Annotated in this window: 13 protein-coding genes, 1 other RNA gene and 2 pseudogenes; 2 read left to right on the top strand and 14 right to left on the bottom strand. The window is 38.4% G+C overall.

Annotated elements, in window-relative coordinates; translation table 11 throughout:
- The first annotated feature begins 249 nt into the window (after nt 1-249).
- Nucleotides 250-951, top strand: a complete 702-nt coding sequence (locus B3X18_RS08960; protein ID WP_005027387.1) for a VIT1/CCC1 transporter family protein — start codon at nt 250-252, stop codon at nt 949-951.
- A 170-nt stretch (nt 952-1,121) separates the two neighbouring features.
- Here B3X18_RS08960 and B3X18_RS08955 read toward each other — a convergent pair whose 3' ends face one another.
- From B3X18_RS08955 to ssrA, 14 genes and pseudogenes are all read right to left on the bottom strand, one after another.
- A complete protein-coding gene (locus tag B3X18_RS08955) occupies nt 1,122-2,024 on the bottom strand; it encodes a hypothetical protein (protein WP_286935420.1) in 903 nt (300 codons plus the stop codon).
- Nucleotides 2,011-2,994 (bottom strand): annotated as a pseudogene (locus tag B3X18_RS08950) (DUF2515 family protein). The gene B3X18_RS08955 and the pseudogene B3X18_RS08950 overlap by 14 nt, the downstream one beginning before the upstream one ends.
- Nucleotides 2,995-3,004: 10 nt before the next feature.
- Nucleotides 3,005-3,463, bottom strand: a pseudogene (locus B3X18_RS08940) (tyrosine-type recombinase/integrase); the annotation flags it as partial.
- Between the two features lie 401 nt (nt 3,464-3,864).
- A complete protein-coding gene (locus tag B3X18_RS08935) occupies nt 3,865-4,248 on the bottom strand; it encodes a hypothetical protein (protein ID WP_034671294.1) in 384 nt (127 codons plus the stop codon).
- Between the two features lie 38 nt (nt 4,249-4,286).
- Entirely contained in the window at nt 4,287-6,125 is a 1,839-nt protein-coding gene (locus B3X18_RS08930) for a DUF262 domain-containing protein (protein ID WP_034671297.1), read from the bottom strand.
- 57 nt (nt 6,126-6,182) lie between these two features.
- Nucleotides 6,183-11,114 carry a DEAD/DEAH box helicase gene (locus tag B3X18_RS08925; protein ID WP_034676049.1) on the bottom strand — a complete coding sequence of 1,644 codons (4,932 nt, stop codon included), beginning with the start codon at nt 11,112-11,114 and terminating at the stop codon, nt 6,183-6,185.
- Between the two features lie 689 nt (nt 11,115-11,803).
- Nucleotides 11,804-13,015 carry a hypothetical protein gene (locus B3X18_RS08920; protein ID WP_034671302.1) on the bottom strand — a complete coding sequence of 404 codons (1,212 nt, stop codon included), beginning with the start codon at nt 13,013-13,015 and terminating at the stop codon, nt 11,804-11,806.
- Nucleotides 13,016-13,155: 140 nt separating this feature from the next.
- On the bottom strand, nt 13,156-13,425 hold the full coding sequence (locus B3X18_RS08915) for a hypothetical protein (protein WP_034671305.1): 270 nt from the start codon (nt 13,423-13,425) through the stop codon (nt 13,156-13,158).
- Nucleotides 13,409-13,645: a hypothetical protein gene (locus B3X18_RS08910; protein WP_034671310.1), complete on the bottom strand. Its 237-nt coding sequence runs from the start codon at nt 13,643-13,645 to the stop codon at nt 13,409-13,411. The genes B3X18_RS08915 and B3X18_RS08910 overlap by 17 nt, the downstream gene beginning before the upstream one ends.
- Before the next feature lie 19 nt (nt 13,646-13,664).
- Entirely contained in the window at nt 13,665-13,838 is a 174-nt protein-coding gene (locus B3X18_RS08905) for a hypothetical protein (protein WP_155756791.1), read from the bottom strand.
- 13 nt (nt 13,839-13,851) lie between these two features.
- Nucleotides 13,852-14,052, bottom strand: a complete 201-nt coding sequence (locus tag B3X18_RS08900; RefSeq protein ID WP_051590408.1) for a helix-turn-helix transcriptional regulator — start codon at nt 14,050-14,052, stop codon at nt 13,852-13,854.
- 132 nt (nt 14,053-14,184) lie between these two features.
- Entirely contained in the window at nt 14,185-15,006 is an 822-nt protein-coding gene (locus tag B3X18_RS08895; protein WP_139880566.1) for a hypothetical protein, read from the bottom strand.
- A complete protein-coding gene (locus B3X18_RS08890; protein WP_228133636.1) occupies nt 15,003-16,424 on the bottom strand; it encodes a tyrosine-type recombinase/integrase in 1,422 nt (473 codons plus the stop codon). Before B3X18_RS08890 ends, B3X18_RS08895 begins: the two co-directional genes overlap by 4 nt.
- 152 nt (nt 16,425-16,576) lie before the next feature.
- Nucleotides 16,577-16,935: a transfer-messenger RNA gene (gene ssrA, locus B3X18_RS08885) on the bottom strand.
- Between the two features lie 129 nt (nt 16,936-17,064).
- Between ssrA and glpK the strand changes: the two genes are divergently transcribed.
- Nucleotides 17,065-18,552, top strand: a complete 1,488-nt coding sequence (glpK, locus tag B3X18_RS08880) for a glycerol kinase GlpK (RefSeq protein ID WP_005027454.1) — start codon at nt 17,065-17,067, stop codon at nt 18,550-18,552.
- Nucleotides 18,553-18,564 lie beyond the last annotated feature (12 nt).

Below are 18,564 nucleotides of genomic sequence, written 5' to 3'. Positions count from 1 at the left end.
TCTTCTATTTTTTAATATTTAACCTTCTCTGATACCATATTATTTAGATGTTAAAATTCTCAATATTTAAAAAATATTTCTATAAAATAAGATTTTTAAGGCTGACTATAATAGAAATTGTCTTGTTATTTTAGTTTTTATTAAAATCAATAAGTTAAAAATATATTCAATTTAGAAGTTATAAGCCCTAATATATAGCTAAAATAAATTCCCTCTATTTTAACAACCTTAACAATAAAAGAGTGTTCTATGCGTCATTCTTATCATGCTGAACAGCACTATATGGAGCGTGCGGGATGGTTACGTGCTGCTGTACTGGGTGCAAACGATGGGATTATCTCTGTTACCAGCCTTATCATTGGCGTAGCGGCAAGTGGGGCCTCCACTCATACCCTGTTAATTACCTGTATAGCCGGCCTGATTTCTGGCGCTGCCTCAATGGCAGCCGGCGAATATATATCAGTTAAGTCCCAGCAGGATATCGAGCAGAGTGATTTGAATATGGAAGCACGAGAATTAGATCTTCATCCGGCCCATGAATTAAAGGAGCTCCAAGATATCTATATACGTCGCGGTTTAGACTCTGACCTTGCCCGTCAGGTTGCTCAACAGCTGACTGCACATAATGCTCTGGACGCCCATGCAAGAGATGAAATTGGTATTTCAGAACAGACTTCAGCAAATCCTGTTCTTGCAGCAGTCGCATCAGCTCTGGCTTTTTCAGTGGGGTCTTTGTTTCCTGTTGCTGCAATTATTTTTCTTCCTGAATCTATACTCCAATCAGGCATTATTATAATTGGTATATTAAGTCTGGGAGTTCTGGGTGCGCTGGCAAGCTATACCGGTGGCAATTCTATCTGGAAAGGTGCCATACGTATTATGATATGGGGAATTATTGCGATGCTGTTTAGCGCATGGGTGGGTTCATTATTTAATGTCACAGCTGTTTAGGTAATAAATCATATAAACATATTGTATCCTTATAACTCTTTTAATTATATTTTAAGAAAGAAAAACTATAATCCAGATAGTATGTTTATGTGATCAGGTTATGGGCTTATTCATATAACACCCATCATGTTAATTTTAGAATTTCTTAAAATCAAATAACCATAACTGATCTATTTAACATACGGCCAAACGACAGGATCAACATAATCTTCATCAATATGGTAGCCCTGTGCCATAACTTCTTTTTCATCAATTTCCCTTGATTTTTTATTTCTTCTCAACTCATTTGTAAATGCTTGTTCTAACTCTTTTGATGTCATTTTATAAGTATCAATATTATTCTCTGAATCATCCATTGAATTTCTTTCATCATAGCGAATTGTATTGAAAGTATAATGAACCATATATTGTTCTTTACCATCTTCAGTTTTTTTAGTTTGTTTTATACTCAGATCCAAAAGGATACCATTGCCATATAAGCGGTAGCCGATCGAGTTTCCTCCAACTGTATTTATTATTTTTTTCCATTCTTCATAATTAAAGATATAAGTCGGATCAATGACATCACCTGATTCCATTAGATATCGAATATTATCTTCTTTTGCTATTCGTGCAGAAAAACGATAGAAATAATTTTTCCACTCGGCCTGATTAATTTTTTTCATTAAATCAACATAAGCTTGATAGGCTTGTTCAGGACGTACAAACTCTTCTTTGTTTAAACCTGCATTGATAGTCATCACCTCAATACCTTCTTCCCCATGAAAAGATGCTCCAAGTACTGAAAAAACATGATTAATGGTCAAGCTACTTGTACTATTCTCGATTTTAATTTGGCCTAAGTTCGGTAGTGAAAAATCTAATTCTCGAAAACTCGCTACTGGGTGATTATCTACCTTCCCTTGATTGTAGTGAGCAAAATCTTTAAAACCTTGTGGACCAAAATGTAGTGAATAAGGTGGCTGATTCATTGTATTGTTCTCTGTATTTTTTGGATGAGGTTGACAGCTTAAAAGGAAGAGTCCGAATATAAAGACAAAGATCAAGTTAAAATAGATCTTAAATTTTTCCATCATTACTGTCCTTACCAACATTAAAATCAGCTTTACTGTTACCCCATCCTGCAATAATTGCGAGTTCCTTTTCTAAAAATGGACGTTCTTTGTTACTCAACATTAAAAGATGATATTTTTCTGCTGCTTTTTTAATCCATTCCATACGGCTATCATAGTTTTGAACTCTAGTATGTGGCAAAGGCTCAATATAGACAGATTCAGGGAGTTGATTAATAACTCCTGCATGACGACCTTTATAGTTTCCATTTTTATCAGGTTTGACCGTATCAACGCCATAATCACTAGATAAGACTAAGGTACTATCAGAGAGCTTGGTATAGCTTTGTAACGTTGCCTGTGCTTGTACTTTCCAATCTTTCCATACCAATTCCTGTAAAATATTTCTTTGCTCTTGTACTGCAATCGCCATCAAATGTTTTAAAAGATTTTTACTAGACAACTTAAATCTAACTTGTCTTGATTCATTCTTTCTTTTAAATACATTTTCAATTTTTGGAAGATACTCAAAAGCCTGTGTAATTTCAGGGGTACTTTGTAAGTGCTTAATTATCGGTAAGCAACTTGACCAAGGAATATTTCTTACTTCTTCTTTTATATGGGTGAATTTTGAGACATCACGTTGAGTTCTACACTGGTTAAAAGATGCAGATGACATACTCCAAGCGTAGTGCCATGGAGCAATATCCATGAATAACTATAAATTTCCTTTTGCAAAAGAATGTACAGGGTCTCGAATCACACTGAGTGGCATCCACTTATATCCCCATGCGGTGAGTCCATGTTTGAACACTGCTGCAACTGTTTTTGAGGCAAATGCGCCTAGACCCATCCAATAATAACGACCTATAAGTTGTTTATCTCCATGATTTTCCTGTTCAAGGTAAATTTTGGCATAGACCGATGCTATTCTTCTAGCTCTTGCTTCATATCCTGGTTCGAGTTTATAGAGATTTTTTCGTACATCCATTAAATTAGATACGTTTTGCAATTTCAAGCGAACCTCTTGCCTCAATTTTTTTAATGACCTGTAAAATTTCAGGTGCTTAAATCTGATTAATACGCTGATTTTCTAATGAAAGATACAATTCATCTAGAGATACTCTGACATTGCTAATATGCTTCGGGGACCACGCTTCTTTCTGATTCTCAAACCAATCTTCAGCTACTTCTTTAAAGAAAGGCTTTATGTCCTCATGAAGTACTGATTTTGAATGTTTATACTTAAGTTCATAAGCCATTTCTCTAGCTTTTTTCAAACTAAGTTCTGGGTATGGTCCTAGTGACTCAGATTGACGCTGCCCATGAACGGTATAGCGGACATTCCAATACTTCTGACCCTTAGTCGTAATAATCAGCGATAAACCATGTGAATCTGATAGACGATATTGCTTATCTTTCGGTTGAGCTTTTCTACATTCTGCATCTGTGAGTGACATATCTTTAACCAGAATTTGTTGTGTTAATTTCTGGGTAAATTTTGCCAATTTTTACCCACACAAAGCAAAAATAGGGTCAAATCGCTTAGGACAGCATCGGACAACACAGCCAATAAAAAAGCCTCTAAACATTGATTTTAAAGGCTTTTTTAGATTCCGATGGATTACTTCGGAAAGAATTTTGGTGGGTGGCGTCTACTAAACTAAAAGATTAATGCATTGATTTATATGATTTTTATAAAAATTTAAAAATCAACCATACATAACACCATACAAGATACCAATTACTTAATATATCAGTAACTTAAAAGCCTATTTATCGAGTTCAATTCTAACAATTGAAATTGAACTCGTCTAGGTTATGTAATCTTATGGAAGCTATTGAGCAACAATTCGAGAATCTAACGATTCCAGTCCCCAAATGTATTCCCCTCCTCGTCCATATAAATTCCATCTCCAAGATAAATAGCTCCATTCGCATCAGGAGCACAATCGCCAAAAATTTCTATCAGTTCAGCATTTACCGTCTTCATTACAATATTCCATGAGAACTCCTTTTCATCCGAGTTAAAATGGTTGTAATCAGTTACCGAATACCCTAATGCCTCTAATTCATCATCGGTCACTACACCTAATTTATGCTTCAAGCGACCTAATGAGTGAATCCATTTACGATCATCTTTAACAAAGACTTCTCCACCGTATGCCTCAGTATCTTCAAAAGGCTCATAGCCATTTTCAACTGCTCGTTGCTTGCTCACCTCAAGCCATTCAGGAATATTCATAGCCATTCCAACATTAAAACCTATTAAAATCAGTCAACTTAAGACCAAATATGTGTAGCTATTTTAAATAAAATTTTCTGCCTACTTTCCAAAGCATCACGGTCAAATACATTAATATGTTCCAACTCATTAAGATCGAATTTTTCTCTAAACGCTTTAAAGTCTAAATTTGATTTATAAAAATCTTCTCTTAAAGTTTCATTCCATAAAAGCGTACCTGAATAAGTTTTTAACTTCTCGCCATAGGTTTCATTATTGCTTGAAATGTTGTCCTTACCTTTTAACAACAAGATACCACCTAAACGATTTCGCTCATTCACGAATAAGTCATCTTGGTTATCAAATAGTGCTAGGCTTTCTTCGTTCCTTGAAAGTATATGTTCTATATGGAACCCATTAACAGAACCTGTATTTGAAACTAAAGGTTGATAGGAATGTCTCATTTCTACATTCAGATTCTTCGCTAAAAAGCCTTCAACCCTAGCAAAAAAATATCTCTTGAATCTGGCATTTAAATTATCACCAGTATTTTTAAACAACGAATAGTCAAAAGAATTCTCAGGTTGAACCTGTTTCTTTTTCTCTATTTGAGACTTGAGTTCATTATCAAATACAGAACGTATGATAGACAAATCCTGCTCACGTATTTCATTTGAAATGCGGTAAAGAGACTCTTGAAAAGCATTACTTTCATAGCAATTCTGAAGTTGTAATAGAGCAAAGAAACGATCTATTTCTTTAGCTATACTGTCTAATTTCTCATCTTCTTTCGGATCATCAATGCTACAAACTGACAATCCTAACAATAGACTGCCATCTAAATCATTCAAAGAGTTGAAAGTAAAATAAGAATTTGAATCATTTGATAATTTACCTAAAAGATTGGCATAAACTTTAGAGTAGTAAGTAAAGTCTGCATCTAAGAAATCAACAACACCCTTGGGATTGTGGTCTAAGCACAATTTACTTTGAAAGCTCGATGAGAAAATGATTCTATGGTAGTCACCATCAAACTTTTGCCCCTCGGCTCTCGTATCAGCAAATTTAGATTTTAAATAAAATCTAAAGAATCTATCCGCCTCATCCTCGCTAAATTTGTTAATTTTTTTGAGGCTAGTTTCCCACAGCTCATTATAATTTTTACTTTCTAAGAGTAATTTATCAATCTGTCCTAATAATTTTCCCTTAAGAATCTCATAAGGCTTAAGTTTTACGCCCCTATCGTTAATAACCTCAAAAACCATAGGAACATCTGTCTGCTCCACTGAAAGATTGATTAGCACTAATCGTCTTAAAAAATAAAATACAAAAGTTTCCAATTTATGGTGATTATCACCAATATATGTATTAAACCATTCAGATATAACTTTGTAGTTTTTTACCATATTGAGTGCGGTAAGACCTGAGCCTGTTGGTGCTGTATCTGGATCACCTGAGTAAAGCGCATCTAGAGTCTTTAAATGCCCCTTATGGTTCATCCAAAAGGTATTTTCAAAACCAACCTGTCCACAAATCTTTGCATCAACCCATTTGCTTAATTTACTTTTGTTATCTACCAATCTACGGTACATATTAATAATAATTAAAGTAATGGTTGTAAGACGTTGCTGACCATCTACAACATACACTTCACCATCAATGGTGTTGGTCACATAAGTATTGAGGTAATACCAAGGATATTTAGTATCAATCACCTTGGGTTCTGGTGGTAAATCTGAATTAGCCGAATAAACTTCGTTAAATTTATAAAATACATCATCCAGTAGTCTATTTACTGGCTCAGCACTCCATTTATAATCTCTTTGATAAAAATCAATGTTGTACTGCGTATTTGAAAATAAAGTGTCAATGTTTTGATTGATTGGAGAAACATCCATTAATTAAATACCCTCAAAAAATGAAAAAATGGCAGATTAGTATCTGCCATATAAAAATTAAATATCCAGCTTCGGCAATGCCTTCACAATCTTCATTGTTTCAAGGCTTACCGTAATCACACGTAAGAACAACTCAAGCGGGTACGTTGGGTTATTCATGGTCTCAATTGCCCAATCGTTTGCATCGTTCACGATACCGCTGTCTTTGTGTGTAGAAACGCCCTGACGCTCCATAACCCACTCTAGTGCAGGCTTACCATTCACCACGTAATCATAAGCCTCTAAAGGGATGTCCTTGATCGTGATGCGCTTGTTATAAATGACCGTACCTTTCTCGCCTTTCTTGGCAAACTTCATTTTTTCCACGTAGAAGTCTTCAGCGGTTAGTTGGCTATACGGCGTGCTACCTGTGTCCAATGTTGCGTTGTATGGCTCAATGGTTTCGTAGTTCAAATGCCAGTGTGCAAGGTCACGTCCTGCCTTCGAGAATGCCCAAAAGTCTTCGGCTTTCTTCACACATGGAATGCGTGGCAACTCTTTTGCGAGATTATCTAAATAACGCTTACGGTAGTCATCACTATGTAGTAAACCGTAGATATAATAGAAAATGTCTTCTTTACTGATTTGCTCGCTAGGATACGCTACTTGGAAGTGTTGCAAGCCTTCGTCGCTGATACCATCTTTACGCTCGTATTTGGCTTCAATCACGGTTAAATCAAGTGATTGATCAAATAAATCACCTAAACCTACATTTTTTTGCTTTATTACCTCGTCATATAAATAAAGAGGGAAACATTGCGTAACGCCAATATCAACCATTCCTAAGTTAGGTAATGTATTTGCTAATAAACAGGAAAAACTATTTTTAGCACCCGCCCCAGCAACACAAATCACCATATTTTCTGTCTTTGTATTCGGGAAAATACGTGGCATTTGATACACACGCTCATTAAATTTTCGATTGTAATACAACCATTGTTTGGTGAAGGGTCTATACAAGCTCGGTGTTAATGATTCTATTTCAAAGGCATGCAAATTATTTTTAGCGAAGTCTTGTTTAATATTATGAGTCCAACTAATTTTTTGCGAATCTGTATCAATGAAATCACTCATCTTTTCAAGACGCATTTTGGTGTCCAACTTAGCATGTGCTTTATTGAAACGCTCTAATTCACAGTTATAAAAATTGATCAGATTGGTCATATTACTAGTTACTTGTGTTTTACTAGCGTTGTAAGCCCAAGCGTCACGATTCGTCACTATACCAAGTGAAAAATTCCCAAATAGTTTACTTTCTGTACCTTTCTTTTCCCCCATAACAATAAATTTATTAAAGGTATTGTCTCGTTGGTTAATCCAATCACCATGCTCATCAGGTGCTATCTTATGCCATTCAGGAATACCTTTAATACTCGAATATTCTGAAATTTTACTTAACTTTTCTTCACGGCTTAAATAATCGCCTATGTCATGAAAATAGATTTGACCTTTTTCACCTTTTGGATTTTTAACTAATATCGATATAGCAATAGGTGCACGACTACCACTACCAAAAATTTTCCCACCTTCTCTACGAGAAGTTTCACCGCTTGTAAGTTGATTTCCTCTTAAATGAAATACATAAATATTAGAGAACTCATCTGCTAGGCACTTACGTAGACCATCAAATGTCTTTGTTGCAATCCATCCCGCTCCTGTAACAAATCCAATTACTCCGCAATTTCCAATGCGGTCAGATGCCCAACGTATTGCACGTATATAACTATCATAGAGACCTTTCGAAAGAGTCGCTTTAGAATGTAATGCATAAGTTTCTCGAATACGTGCATCCAAACATGGGTACGTTAGATTGTCGTTATTATCATTTTCTTTTTTCTGTCCAATCGAATATGGTGGGTTGCCAATAATCACTCGGATATCTAACGCTTTCTGACGTTTACGGCGTGCACTGTTGTCCACAAGCACTTCATCGACCAAATCTTCCTTCTCATACATTTGGAAAGTATCAGTCAAACAAATACCTTCAAACGGTGTGTACTCGTCAATAATCTCACTATGGTACACAGCTTCGATATTAATTGCCGCAATGTAGTAAGCGAGCAAGACTAGCTCATTGGCATGGATTTCATTCTTGTATTTATAGGTCAGCTTCTTCGGTGGAATTAAGCCACTTTGTAGTAATCGAGAAATAAATGTCCCCGTACCTGTGAATGGGTCTAGAACATGCACACCTTCATCAGCAAAGCTTTTGCCAAACTCTTGCTGAAGTACATCGTTGACGCTGTGAATAATGAAATCCACGACTTCGACAGGCGTATAAACAATCCCTAGGCGCTCGGTCATCCGAGGGAAAGCATTACGGAAGAACTTGTCGTATAACTCAACAATGATCTTCTGTTTACCTTCCGCACTATCAATGCCTTGTGCTCGTAGTTTTACGCTGTCGTAGAAGCGTTGTAGTGCTTCCGTTTCACTATCAAGCTGATGCTGATCTAAGACATCTAAAACCTTCTGCATAGCAACAGCCATTGGGTTATGCGCTGCAAAGCTATACTCGTCAAATAAGGCATCAAAAACAGGCTTGGTAATCAAATGCTGTGCCAACATTTCGATGATCTCAGCATCCGATACTGCATTGTTCAAATCGTCACGAATCTCATGTGCAAACTCTTCAAATACGGCGCGTTCTTTGTCGCATTCAGGACGCGCTAGAATGTCCGTGATCAGCTTGATATGGGTTTGTGCAATCTTGGCAATGTCATTCGCCCAATCTTCCCAATGGTGGCGATTACCGACCTTCTGAACCACTTTAGCAACGATGGCGCGCTCAATCTCACCTGATTCAAAACTGAAGGACTGTTGGATGTCTTCAGCTTCATCTTTTTTCTTCTTGGTTGGTGTACCAATGGTTGTGCCGCCTTTGCCTGCACCTTTCTTTTTCGCTTTGGCTGCTACCTTATCCGTAATGGCAATGACTTCCATTTTAGAGCGATCAATGCCCGTTAAGTCCATCTTGTTAATCATGGCATCAAAGCGGTCATCATGTGAACGTAATGCATTCAGCACTTGCCACACCACTTTATAGGTTTGGTTGTCATCAAGGGCTTTGTTCGCGTCCACATTCGGTGGAATCACGACAGGCAAAATGACATAACCGCGCGTTTTGTTTGGTGCTAGGCGCATGACCCGACCAACCGACTGCACCACATCGACTTGTGAATTACGCGGTGTCAGAAATAGCACCGCATCCAGTGCAGGAACATCCACACCTTCAGACAAACAGCGCACGTTACTCAAAACACGGCAAATCGGACGCTCTTTGCCATCCTCATCGTATTGTGGTTCAGGCGTTGCTTTTAACCAATTTAACTTTTGTTCCTTCAGGTCTGCACCCATACCACCGTCGACGTGCTGTGCTTCGCAGACAAGACGGTGAGAGATTTCATTGCCTTCTTTGTCTTCAGCTTTTTGATAGGCTTCAACAACTTTATGGAAAATATCTGCAATACGGGTAGAACTCACCTGATGCTTACGTGCTTTCTCGGTTTGATCAATCACCTGACAGAATGCGAGCGCACGTTGCATCGGATTCGTGTCTTCTTCAACGTCAGCATGAATGCCTTGCTTCGATAAAGCCTTCCAACATCCGACAATACGTGCGGCATCATCGACGACAATTTCACTGTTCTCGGTGATGGTATTACCAATCTTTTTGATGATTGTATCTGAATCAACCGTCAATACGATGACTTTGTAATCGACCAATAAGCCACGCTTTACCGCTTCCGAGAAGTTGATCGTATAGAGCGTTTCACCGAATAGCTTTTCATTGTCCATCGAATACAATGTGTAATCAGTCGCATTGTTCTTCACATCATCCGAGAAAATACGCGGAGTAGCCGTCATGTAAAGGCGCTTTTTCCCGAGAATAAAGCCAGCATCATGAATCTTGACGAAGTTTGAATCATCTTCGGTGTCATGCGTTGAACCCGTTGTACGGTGGGCTTCGTCACAGATGATGAGATCAAACTCGTGCATTTGATGGTCATTCTGAGCATCACTGACCGTCTGAATAGAATGATAAGTCGAGAATACGACCGTCATGTGATCATCGTCGTGGTGCTTTTCAACATTGTCCGCTAACTTTTGAGCGTTAGTTGTCGCAGGATACTGCAATTCGTGTTGAAGTGTCGTAACTGCATCAATCGCTGTCGCATTTTTCTTCTTACCGACTTCTGTGTCTGAACATACCGCATAGCTATGCAACGGCGTTTTAGACTCTTGCGTCCATTCAGTCAATGTTTGCGACAATAAGGACAAGCTAGGCACAAGAAACAATACACGCTTGCCTTTGCCCGCACATTCTTCAGCGATTTTAAGGCTCGTAAAGGTTTTACCTGTACCACATGCCATGATGAGCTTACCACGCTCAAGCTTCTGGTCGTACAAGCCTGCTTTCACATTAACAAGTGCTGCTTTTTGATGGTCACGAAGCTCTTTTTTCGGCTTGAATACAACTTCTTTCTTTTCCGCGAACAGTGACCAATCGATTGCACTTTGTTCTAAAGTATCAAGGTCAATCTTAGTAACGGGCGGGTCTTGGTTTTCAAGCGTTGCCAGTGCATTGTCCGACCAGTCGTGTGTAGTGCTGACGATGATACGGCGCTTAAAGTAAGTTTTTGATGCCGCTGACAGGAAACTATCAATTTCAGCTTTAGTGACCTTACGGTCTGCATCGTATAGTTTGCATTGAATGGCTTGGAATTCGCCGTCTTTGGTAGTCGCTACAAGGTCTATCCCTGTATCCTTACCCGACAAGCCTTGCACTTTAGCCCACTCGGTATAGGTTTGAACTTCAGTAAACAAATCCGCATAGAACGGTTCATTACTAAAATACTTAATGCAAAGCAACTCAAAATAAGTACCTTTTTCGCGTTCCGTTTTCGCTGTTGTTCTATATGTGTTTATTAGGTCAAAAAAAGATGACATTTCAAAGTCCAAATTACCCCGATATTTACCCGCTATATTAGGCAAAAAAATCACAAAACTAAAACTTTAATTTAGGTCTCTCAGATGCGCTTTATTATGTAAAGTTTGCATCAAAATTTATTAATGATGAATCGGCTAGCTAAAACCAAAATCGAGCTTACAGTACCAATGAGTGCATTCTACGGCAGATAATTATAAGTAAGTGTAGTTAATGCCAAAATTAGGTTAAGTTAGGTAGAAGTAAATATTAAGTTTTCACTTAAATGAAATATAAGAACTTTTCAAAAAAATTGCCGATTGATGAATGGTAGGCATACCGCATTTCGCTTATTTTCTAGGACATCACTCCATTTAATCACTGGCATGATTGAAGTTTTGCATAGCTGTAGCAGTGCAAAATCGAAAGGTGCTGTGTGATCTTGATTGTGGGTGAGCATGGGCGAAAATTGGTGGAGCGGTAGCGTAGGCAATTTGAGCCATGGGCGGTTTGTTTGTTGGTCTGATTATTCTTTTTCGTTCAGATTCGCTATCGCTCATCCTCTCGTTAATAATCATTACTCAGTATATTAATAGATATATATGTTATTACTGTTATTAGGCCAACTTGTGCTCCAAAAATCTCTCTAAGTCATACAAAATATGACTTAGAGTAAAATTGATCTTTAAAAAAACACCCCGAAATTTGCGAATTAAAACTTTCTCGCAAGGTCTTTCACGGCGTTTCGTTTCGCTTCATTCAGCCACGCGTAGCTCTCGATCGCATCGGGTAAATTTCGCTTATGTCTGCTGATACTCAGCTTGTCCTCTTGCTCTTTTCCGAATGGTTTCACTTGGGTGTAATACTGGTCTTTTTCGGTGAGCGTTGCTCGTTTGCTCAATTTAGTGAATTGCATTTTCTTGAATCCGCAAGTAATGATTTTGCGCAAGTTGCTTATGTGAAGGTCAATGGTATCATCCGTAAAAGCTAACTTTGTCAGCGTTACTTCAATTCGCGCTCTGTGCTGGTCTTTCGATAAAGATTGACCGCCCTTGTCGGTTCGTTTGAAGTATGCTCTCACGCAGAATACATCACTCCGATGATCGCCCATGCCGATGTTGTAGCCATTTTCTACAAGCTCATAAAGCGCATGTGGGGCGGTCGGTATATCTCGCCGTGTCCATTTTGTTTTATAGGTTCGTAATAACCTAGCGTCTACTGGGTACTGCATGGCTTTGTGCAACTTGATGACTATAGCCGAACCATCACCTCCGTAAAAATCAAGAGATAATTCGATCGCATCAATAGTCATTGTTTCACATTTTGCACCGTACTCTTCGACCAGTAAATCAGTAATTTTCTTTAGATCGCTTTTATTCCGAATGTCATGCAGTCGAATTGTGAATGATGCATCATGCTGGGTGATGTGGTTGTCCTTATGTGCAATGTAGTGACGTATACCTGTACGCTTTGTGATTAACTCTTTAATGCGGCTACGTGCATTAGGTTCTTTGTAGAACTTGCACATAGTCGGGTCTACCGTAAACCTCAAGTCTAGCCAATCAATCACAGCTTTAATCTTTCGCACTGATGAAAACAGTTCAACATTGATAGGATAGTAAAGTTCAGCATCTTTTATGTTGTCAGCTAGGCGCTCCTGTAATGAGTCTAACAATGCATGAACTTCCGCTATGGGCGTTTCCATTGTGACCGCTGTTGATTCGATTACCTTTGACTTTTTGGTTCGCTTCGTCTTTGACCATTTTGGTACACTGTCATCGTACTCACTGAGCAAAATATCCTTATCAAAGATAACTAGCTTTTTTTCATCCTTAAATAGTTCAAGCATGAAGCTATTTAACTCCGCTGTAGCTTTATCAGTCTCACGGTACTCGCGTGGGCTTAAATATTGTGTAATTTCCATATCTTGTCTAACTGCTGTGAATAGCAATAACTGCTACAATGAACACTAGTTCGTTGGTTACTTGCTCAGTTTTGCCGATTGTGTAAATGTGGAAAAGGAGATGTTTCAGCATCTCCTTTTTTTACTGCATCACCGTTTTGTTATTTGCGTCTCTTTAATTGACTACAAATCTCATCAACAATGAACGCAATATCAATTTTTACCTCCGTTGCAGCTTCAATATGATAAAAAATCAATTCTGCTGCTCCTTGAATACCTGATGGGGTACTGAGATCTACCGTGACATCCCCTGTATCGGCATGCTCGATAACATTCGCCACCTCACATTTAATAAATTCCCTCATTGCATCAGTACCCGTGACAGTTGTGTTATCACGTAAAATTACTTCGAGTTCATTTAAAGCGTCCATGCACTTCTCCTTTAGTTTCCTGCTTATGAGCATTAATGAAGGCTTTTAAACCTGCCTTTGTGTAGAACAGCTCACCATCAATCAAGTGATAATTGATGAGAAAACCGTCCTGTTCTTGCCACTTTCGTGGATTATGTTTCAAATAAGACCACCACTGTTTTGTAGTTCGCTTATTTAATTCCGCTGTTAACAATAGCGCCGCATTCCAAATGCTATACATTTCTTGCACTGCACTTTTCCTAACTAGTACTTTGAATTAAGTAACTTTCAAACGCCGTATTAATCAGAATCACTTTTTCACCATGATGTACCGCCGTAAACACAATTGAAGTATTGGATGTAAGTTCACCTGTAATTTCACATTCTGTATAGACTTCAAAGTACTCATTTAAAGTAAGGACTGTCACTTTCATTTATCTCTCCAACTTACACCATCAACTTTTGAGATTCATGCCACTTCAGAATCTCGCAATAATCAAAATAAGATTTTGATTGCATTGAACTTCCAAACTTATAGGCTCTTGGAAAGGTTGAATCTCTTTTCATTAACTTATCCAAGCCATCAGTACTTAAACCTAAAGCTTTAGCAGTATCTTTCTTGGTGAGTCGAATTGGTTGGATGTTCATTGTTACCTCATTTACAGCATTGTGCTGATGAGGTTTATTATTGGATTCACGTGAAATAAGAACAAAAATCTCAGGAAATAAATTCCTGAGATCCTAATTATTTTTTGATCAATCAGTTTTTTTGAATATTTATTAATCTTTTTTATCAAATTTTGGAGGTCTACCTACTGGATTCAATGGAAATAATGGCGAAATCCAACCTTCGATAGTTTCTACTTCGCGAGCTACGTCAAAAGAAGCAAGACTTTTCATGATTAGTTTGGAGACTTCATATTTGTTTAACTCAGGCACAGAATCTTTAAACTCTTTTGCCAAAGCGATAGAGAAGTTACATATCCAATTTTGATCTGCAACTTTAATCTGAGAGCCTCTAGCTTTCGGATTTTGCTCAATAATAGGCTTATTTTGTAATTTTTCGATTTGATCAAGACTGAACTTCACGTCCTTTAATTCAAAAACTTTGTTTTGTATGATGCCTAAAAGTGCAATAACAGAAGACAAATGAATAGGATTAGCACCTTCACTATATAAAGGCTCAATTTCTATCAATAGTTGTTTAGCTTCTTTAGTCTCAGAATTGATTAAGTTCCTTTTAACCTCTAACTTTTCAGGCAATAAAATGTAATCTAAGCCAATATCGGCTTTTTTAAATAATGTAACTTTTAATTGACCGTTACTGGTTATGAATTCAAATAAATTTGCATCCGTCATTTCTAAAATATTTAATCTTAAATAGTCCTGATGTTCAGGAAATATACGGCGAGCAATAATTGAAGAATCATCTTCTGTATCCGATATTAAACATTCACAAGCATCAAACTCACCATCAGTCTCAAAAAATAAGTCTAAAAGTTGATTTTTAATATAATGCAAGATTGTAAACGCATTACATTGCTGCTTTGTTTTTCCAGAAATTAAGTCCATAGCCATTGCGTAATCCACATAAGACATCATGCAGCCTCCTCTTCAGACATATCATCATCTTGAGCCATAGCTTCAATAAAGGACTGAAGAACTCTTAGTTGTTTTGCATTGAATTTGTTTTTTTCTAAACCAATATCATTCCAAGAATATTCTGTCATTCTATCCATATCGAAATTATCAAACTCAAATGGTTTACCATTTGCTAAAGCATCTAAATAGTCAGACCAGATTTGCATCATCTTTCTACGTTGCTCTAGATATAAAGCTTTGTTATAAACGCCTTCAACACCACCCAATTTATGCGCCAACGCTGATTCAACCCACTCACGTCGAAAACCTCGCTCACGTAATGCTGTACTCATAATATGTCGAAATCCATGTGGTGTTTGCTTACCGTTATAGCCCATTTTTTTTAAAGCATTTCCCAGTGTGGCATTCGAGATAGGTTCTTTACCTGAATTTCGCCCTCTAAATAAGTAAGGGCTTGAACCACTGTATGCTTTTAACTCTGTTAACAACTCTATAACTTGTGATGACAGTGGAATCGTATGTTCAACACGCTTCTTCATTTTATGTGCAGGAATTACCCATAATTTTTCTTCAAAATCAAATTCAGACCATTCAGCACGGCGAATTTCATTTGGTCGAGTACCCAACATTAATGCTAGCTGTAAACCAATTGCAGTTTGTCGTGTTGGATAATTTATGACCTTAACCAAAAGATCAGGTAATTCTTTTTCAGAAACATGAGGCATATTTACACTTACATGTTTTTCAAGATGCTTATGAATATTAGCAACAGGATTCTGATCTACCCGACCTGTCACTTCAGCTAAATCATAAATATCACGGCATAAAGCACAAACACGTTGCCCCATCTCAACAATCGGCTTCTTTGTTTTAGGATGCAGTTTTTTCTGAACCGTCTTAAACAAATCAAGCCATTCAACTTTTTTAATTGTCCGATAATCAAGACTTCCCATGAGAGGATAGACATGATTTCTTAGTGCTCCTTCATTTCGAACACGAGTATCATTTGTCCAAGTTTTACTTGCACAATATTCTTCAGCAAGTTTTTGGAATGAGAATTCACCATTACTTTTCTTAATTTGATCTTGTTTTAGTTGATCTTTAGCTTCTTTCGGGTCAAAACCATCAGAGAGTTGATTTCGAGCTTCAATAGCTTTTTGTCTTGCTAACTTACCACTAACTTGCGGATATGATCCTAGACCTATAAATGTCCACTTACCCGTAGATGGCTTTTTATACCTAAATTCCCAACGCTTTTTGCCATCTCTTTTGATAACAAAATATAAATTATCGCCGTCATTAATACGCTCTTCAGCCTTATTTGTCTCTAAGGCTTTTAGTACCGTATCCGCCATGGGAAATTTTGAAATATCTTCTTTAAACACAATAAACCTTTTCCGTGTATGGTCACACATCATTAAACTCAAACATACAAAACACCATACAAATGAGCCAACGCTATGTTTACGAATAATGCAGAATGTAAAGGCATAAAAAAAGCCCTAACTATTGATAGTTAAGGCTTTTAGATTGATATGTCATCATGTGAACGAATGACAATTAAGAATTTTGGTGGAGGTGGCGGGAGTCGAACCCGCGTCCGCCAGCACTACACTCGAGAATACTACATGCTTAGATATCGTCTACTTTTTTAACTCTTTGTGACCCGACGAACAGGGTACAAATCGCGATCCTCTTAATTTAGTACAAAACCCCGAGGCTTGGTTTTATACGGACTTGTGTGCGTGCGCTTCAGTCGGACTCCCTAACCACAAGTATTCAGAGAGGCGGACAAGCTGCCCTTAGGCAGCTAGAGCGTATGATTCGTCGTTTGCGACTAAAAAATGCAAATTTGATTTACGAGAGAAAATGCGCTCTCGGCATGCATCTATGAGTTTCATCACCAGCGTCGAAGCCAGAGACACCCCCAAGTTACGTTCCTATCTTAGCATACTTTTACTGATTTACCATGCTGTAATTCATTAAAATCAAGAGCGAGATAGGTTTAATACTATAATTGCGGTAGTATTTTATTTTTCAAGTTCTTCTTATAAAAACATGAGTTATTTATTAGCACTCGATCAGGGAACAACTTCCAGCCGGGCAATTGTTTTTGATGAATCAGGCCGCATTCATGCCACTGCACAGCGTGAAATTCATATACAGACTCCTCATTCCGGTTGGGTGGAACAGGATGCACAGGAAATCTGGACTACACAAATTGCCGTAGTTCAGCAGGCACTCGCCTCAGCAAATTTGCTGGCGAAGGATATTAAAGCCTTAGGTTTAACCAACCAACGTGAAACTACGGTCGTATGGGATAAACGTACTGGTCAGGCACTTACTTCTGCCATTGTATGGCAGGACCGTCGTGCATCCGACTGGTGTAATCAGATGATTGAACAGGGCCACATGCAGTTAATCCAGGAAAAAACCGGACTGCGAATTGATCCTTATTTCAGTGCAAGCAAATTGGTCTGGTTACTCGAACATGTCGAGGGACTGCGTACACTGGCTGATCAGGGACATTTAGCGTTTGGAACAATTGACAGCTGGTTAATCTGGAATCTGACACAAGGTGCTGAACATGTCATCGAAGCGAGTAATGCTTCACGAACCATGCTCATGAATCTGCAAACCCAAAGTTGGGATGAAGAGCTTTTAGAGCTGTTTAATATTCCATGTTCCGTATTACCTAAAATTATCTCGTCTGACTGCTATGTTGCAGATACCGCCAGTGGACTTTTGGGCTCAACCATTCCAATTATGGGAGTTTTAGGTGATCAACAGGCTGCACTATTTGGCCAATCCTGCTTTGAGGCAGGTACAGCCAAGAATACCTATGGTACAGGCTGTTTCATGTTATTTAATACAGGCACTGACATCCAGTTCAGTCAGAACAAGCTGCTGACCACCTTAGCCTGGCAATGCCAGTATCAAGCCCATTATGCACTCGAAGGGAGTGTCTTTATGGCGGGTGCAATTATGCAGTGGCTACGTGATGGTTTAGGGATCATTCAAAAAAGCAGTGATACTGAAAAACTGGCAGCACAGGTTAAATCCAGTGAAGGTGTAGTTTTAGTGCCTGCTTTTACCGGATTAGGCGCACCGCATTGGGATAGTGAAGCACGGGCCATGATTTGTGGTATGTCACGCGGAACTACAAAAGCGCATATTGCACGTGCTTCGCTAGAAGCAATTGCCTTTCAAGTTTCTGATGTATTATCTGCAATGCAGGCTGATCTGGATCAGCCCTTAAAAGAACTGCGTGTAGATGGTGGAGCCAGTTGCAATGATATGATGATGCAGTTTCAGGCAGATTTGCTGAATGTGCCAGTGTTACGGCCTAAACTACAGGAATCGACGGCATGGGGCGCCGCAGCCATGGCGGGGCTAAAAGCTGGAGTATTTAATAGTCTGGATGATCTTTCAGCTTCCTGGCAACTGGAGCGAGAATTTATACCGCAAATGTCAGAAGATGAGCGTCAGCAACATTTAGCGCGCTGGAAAGATGCCCTACAGCGGGTACGGTCCGACCTAAGCTAATTCAACAAGAGT

The organism is Acinetobacter sp. UBA6571 (assembly GCF_002434085.1).
Taxonomy (GTDB): Bacteria; Pseudomonadota; Gammaproteobacteria; order Pseudomonadales; family Moraxellaceae; genus Acinetobacter; species Acinetobacter radioresistens.
The sequence above is the reverse complement of the archived record's forward strand: the minus strand, read 5'-3'. Positions and strand labels throughout refer to the sequence as shown.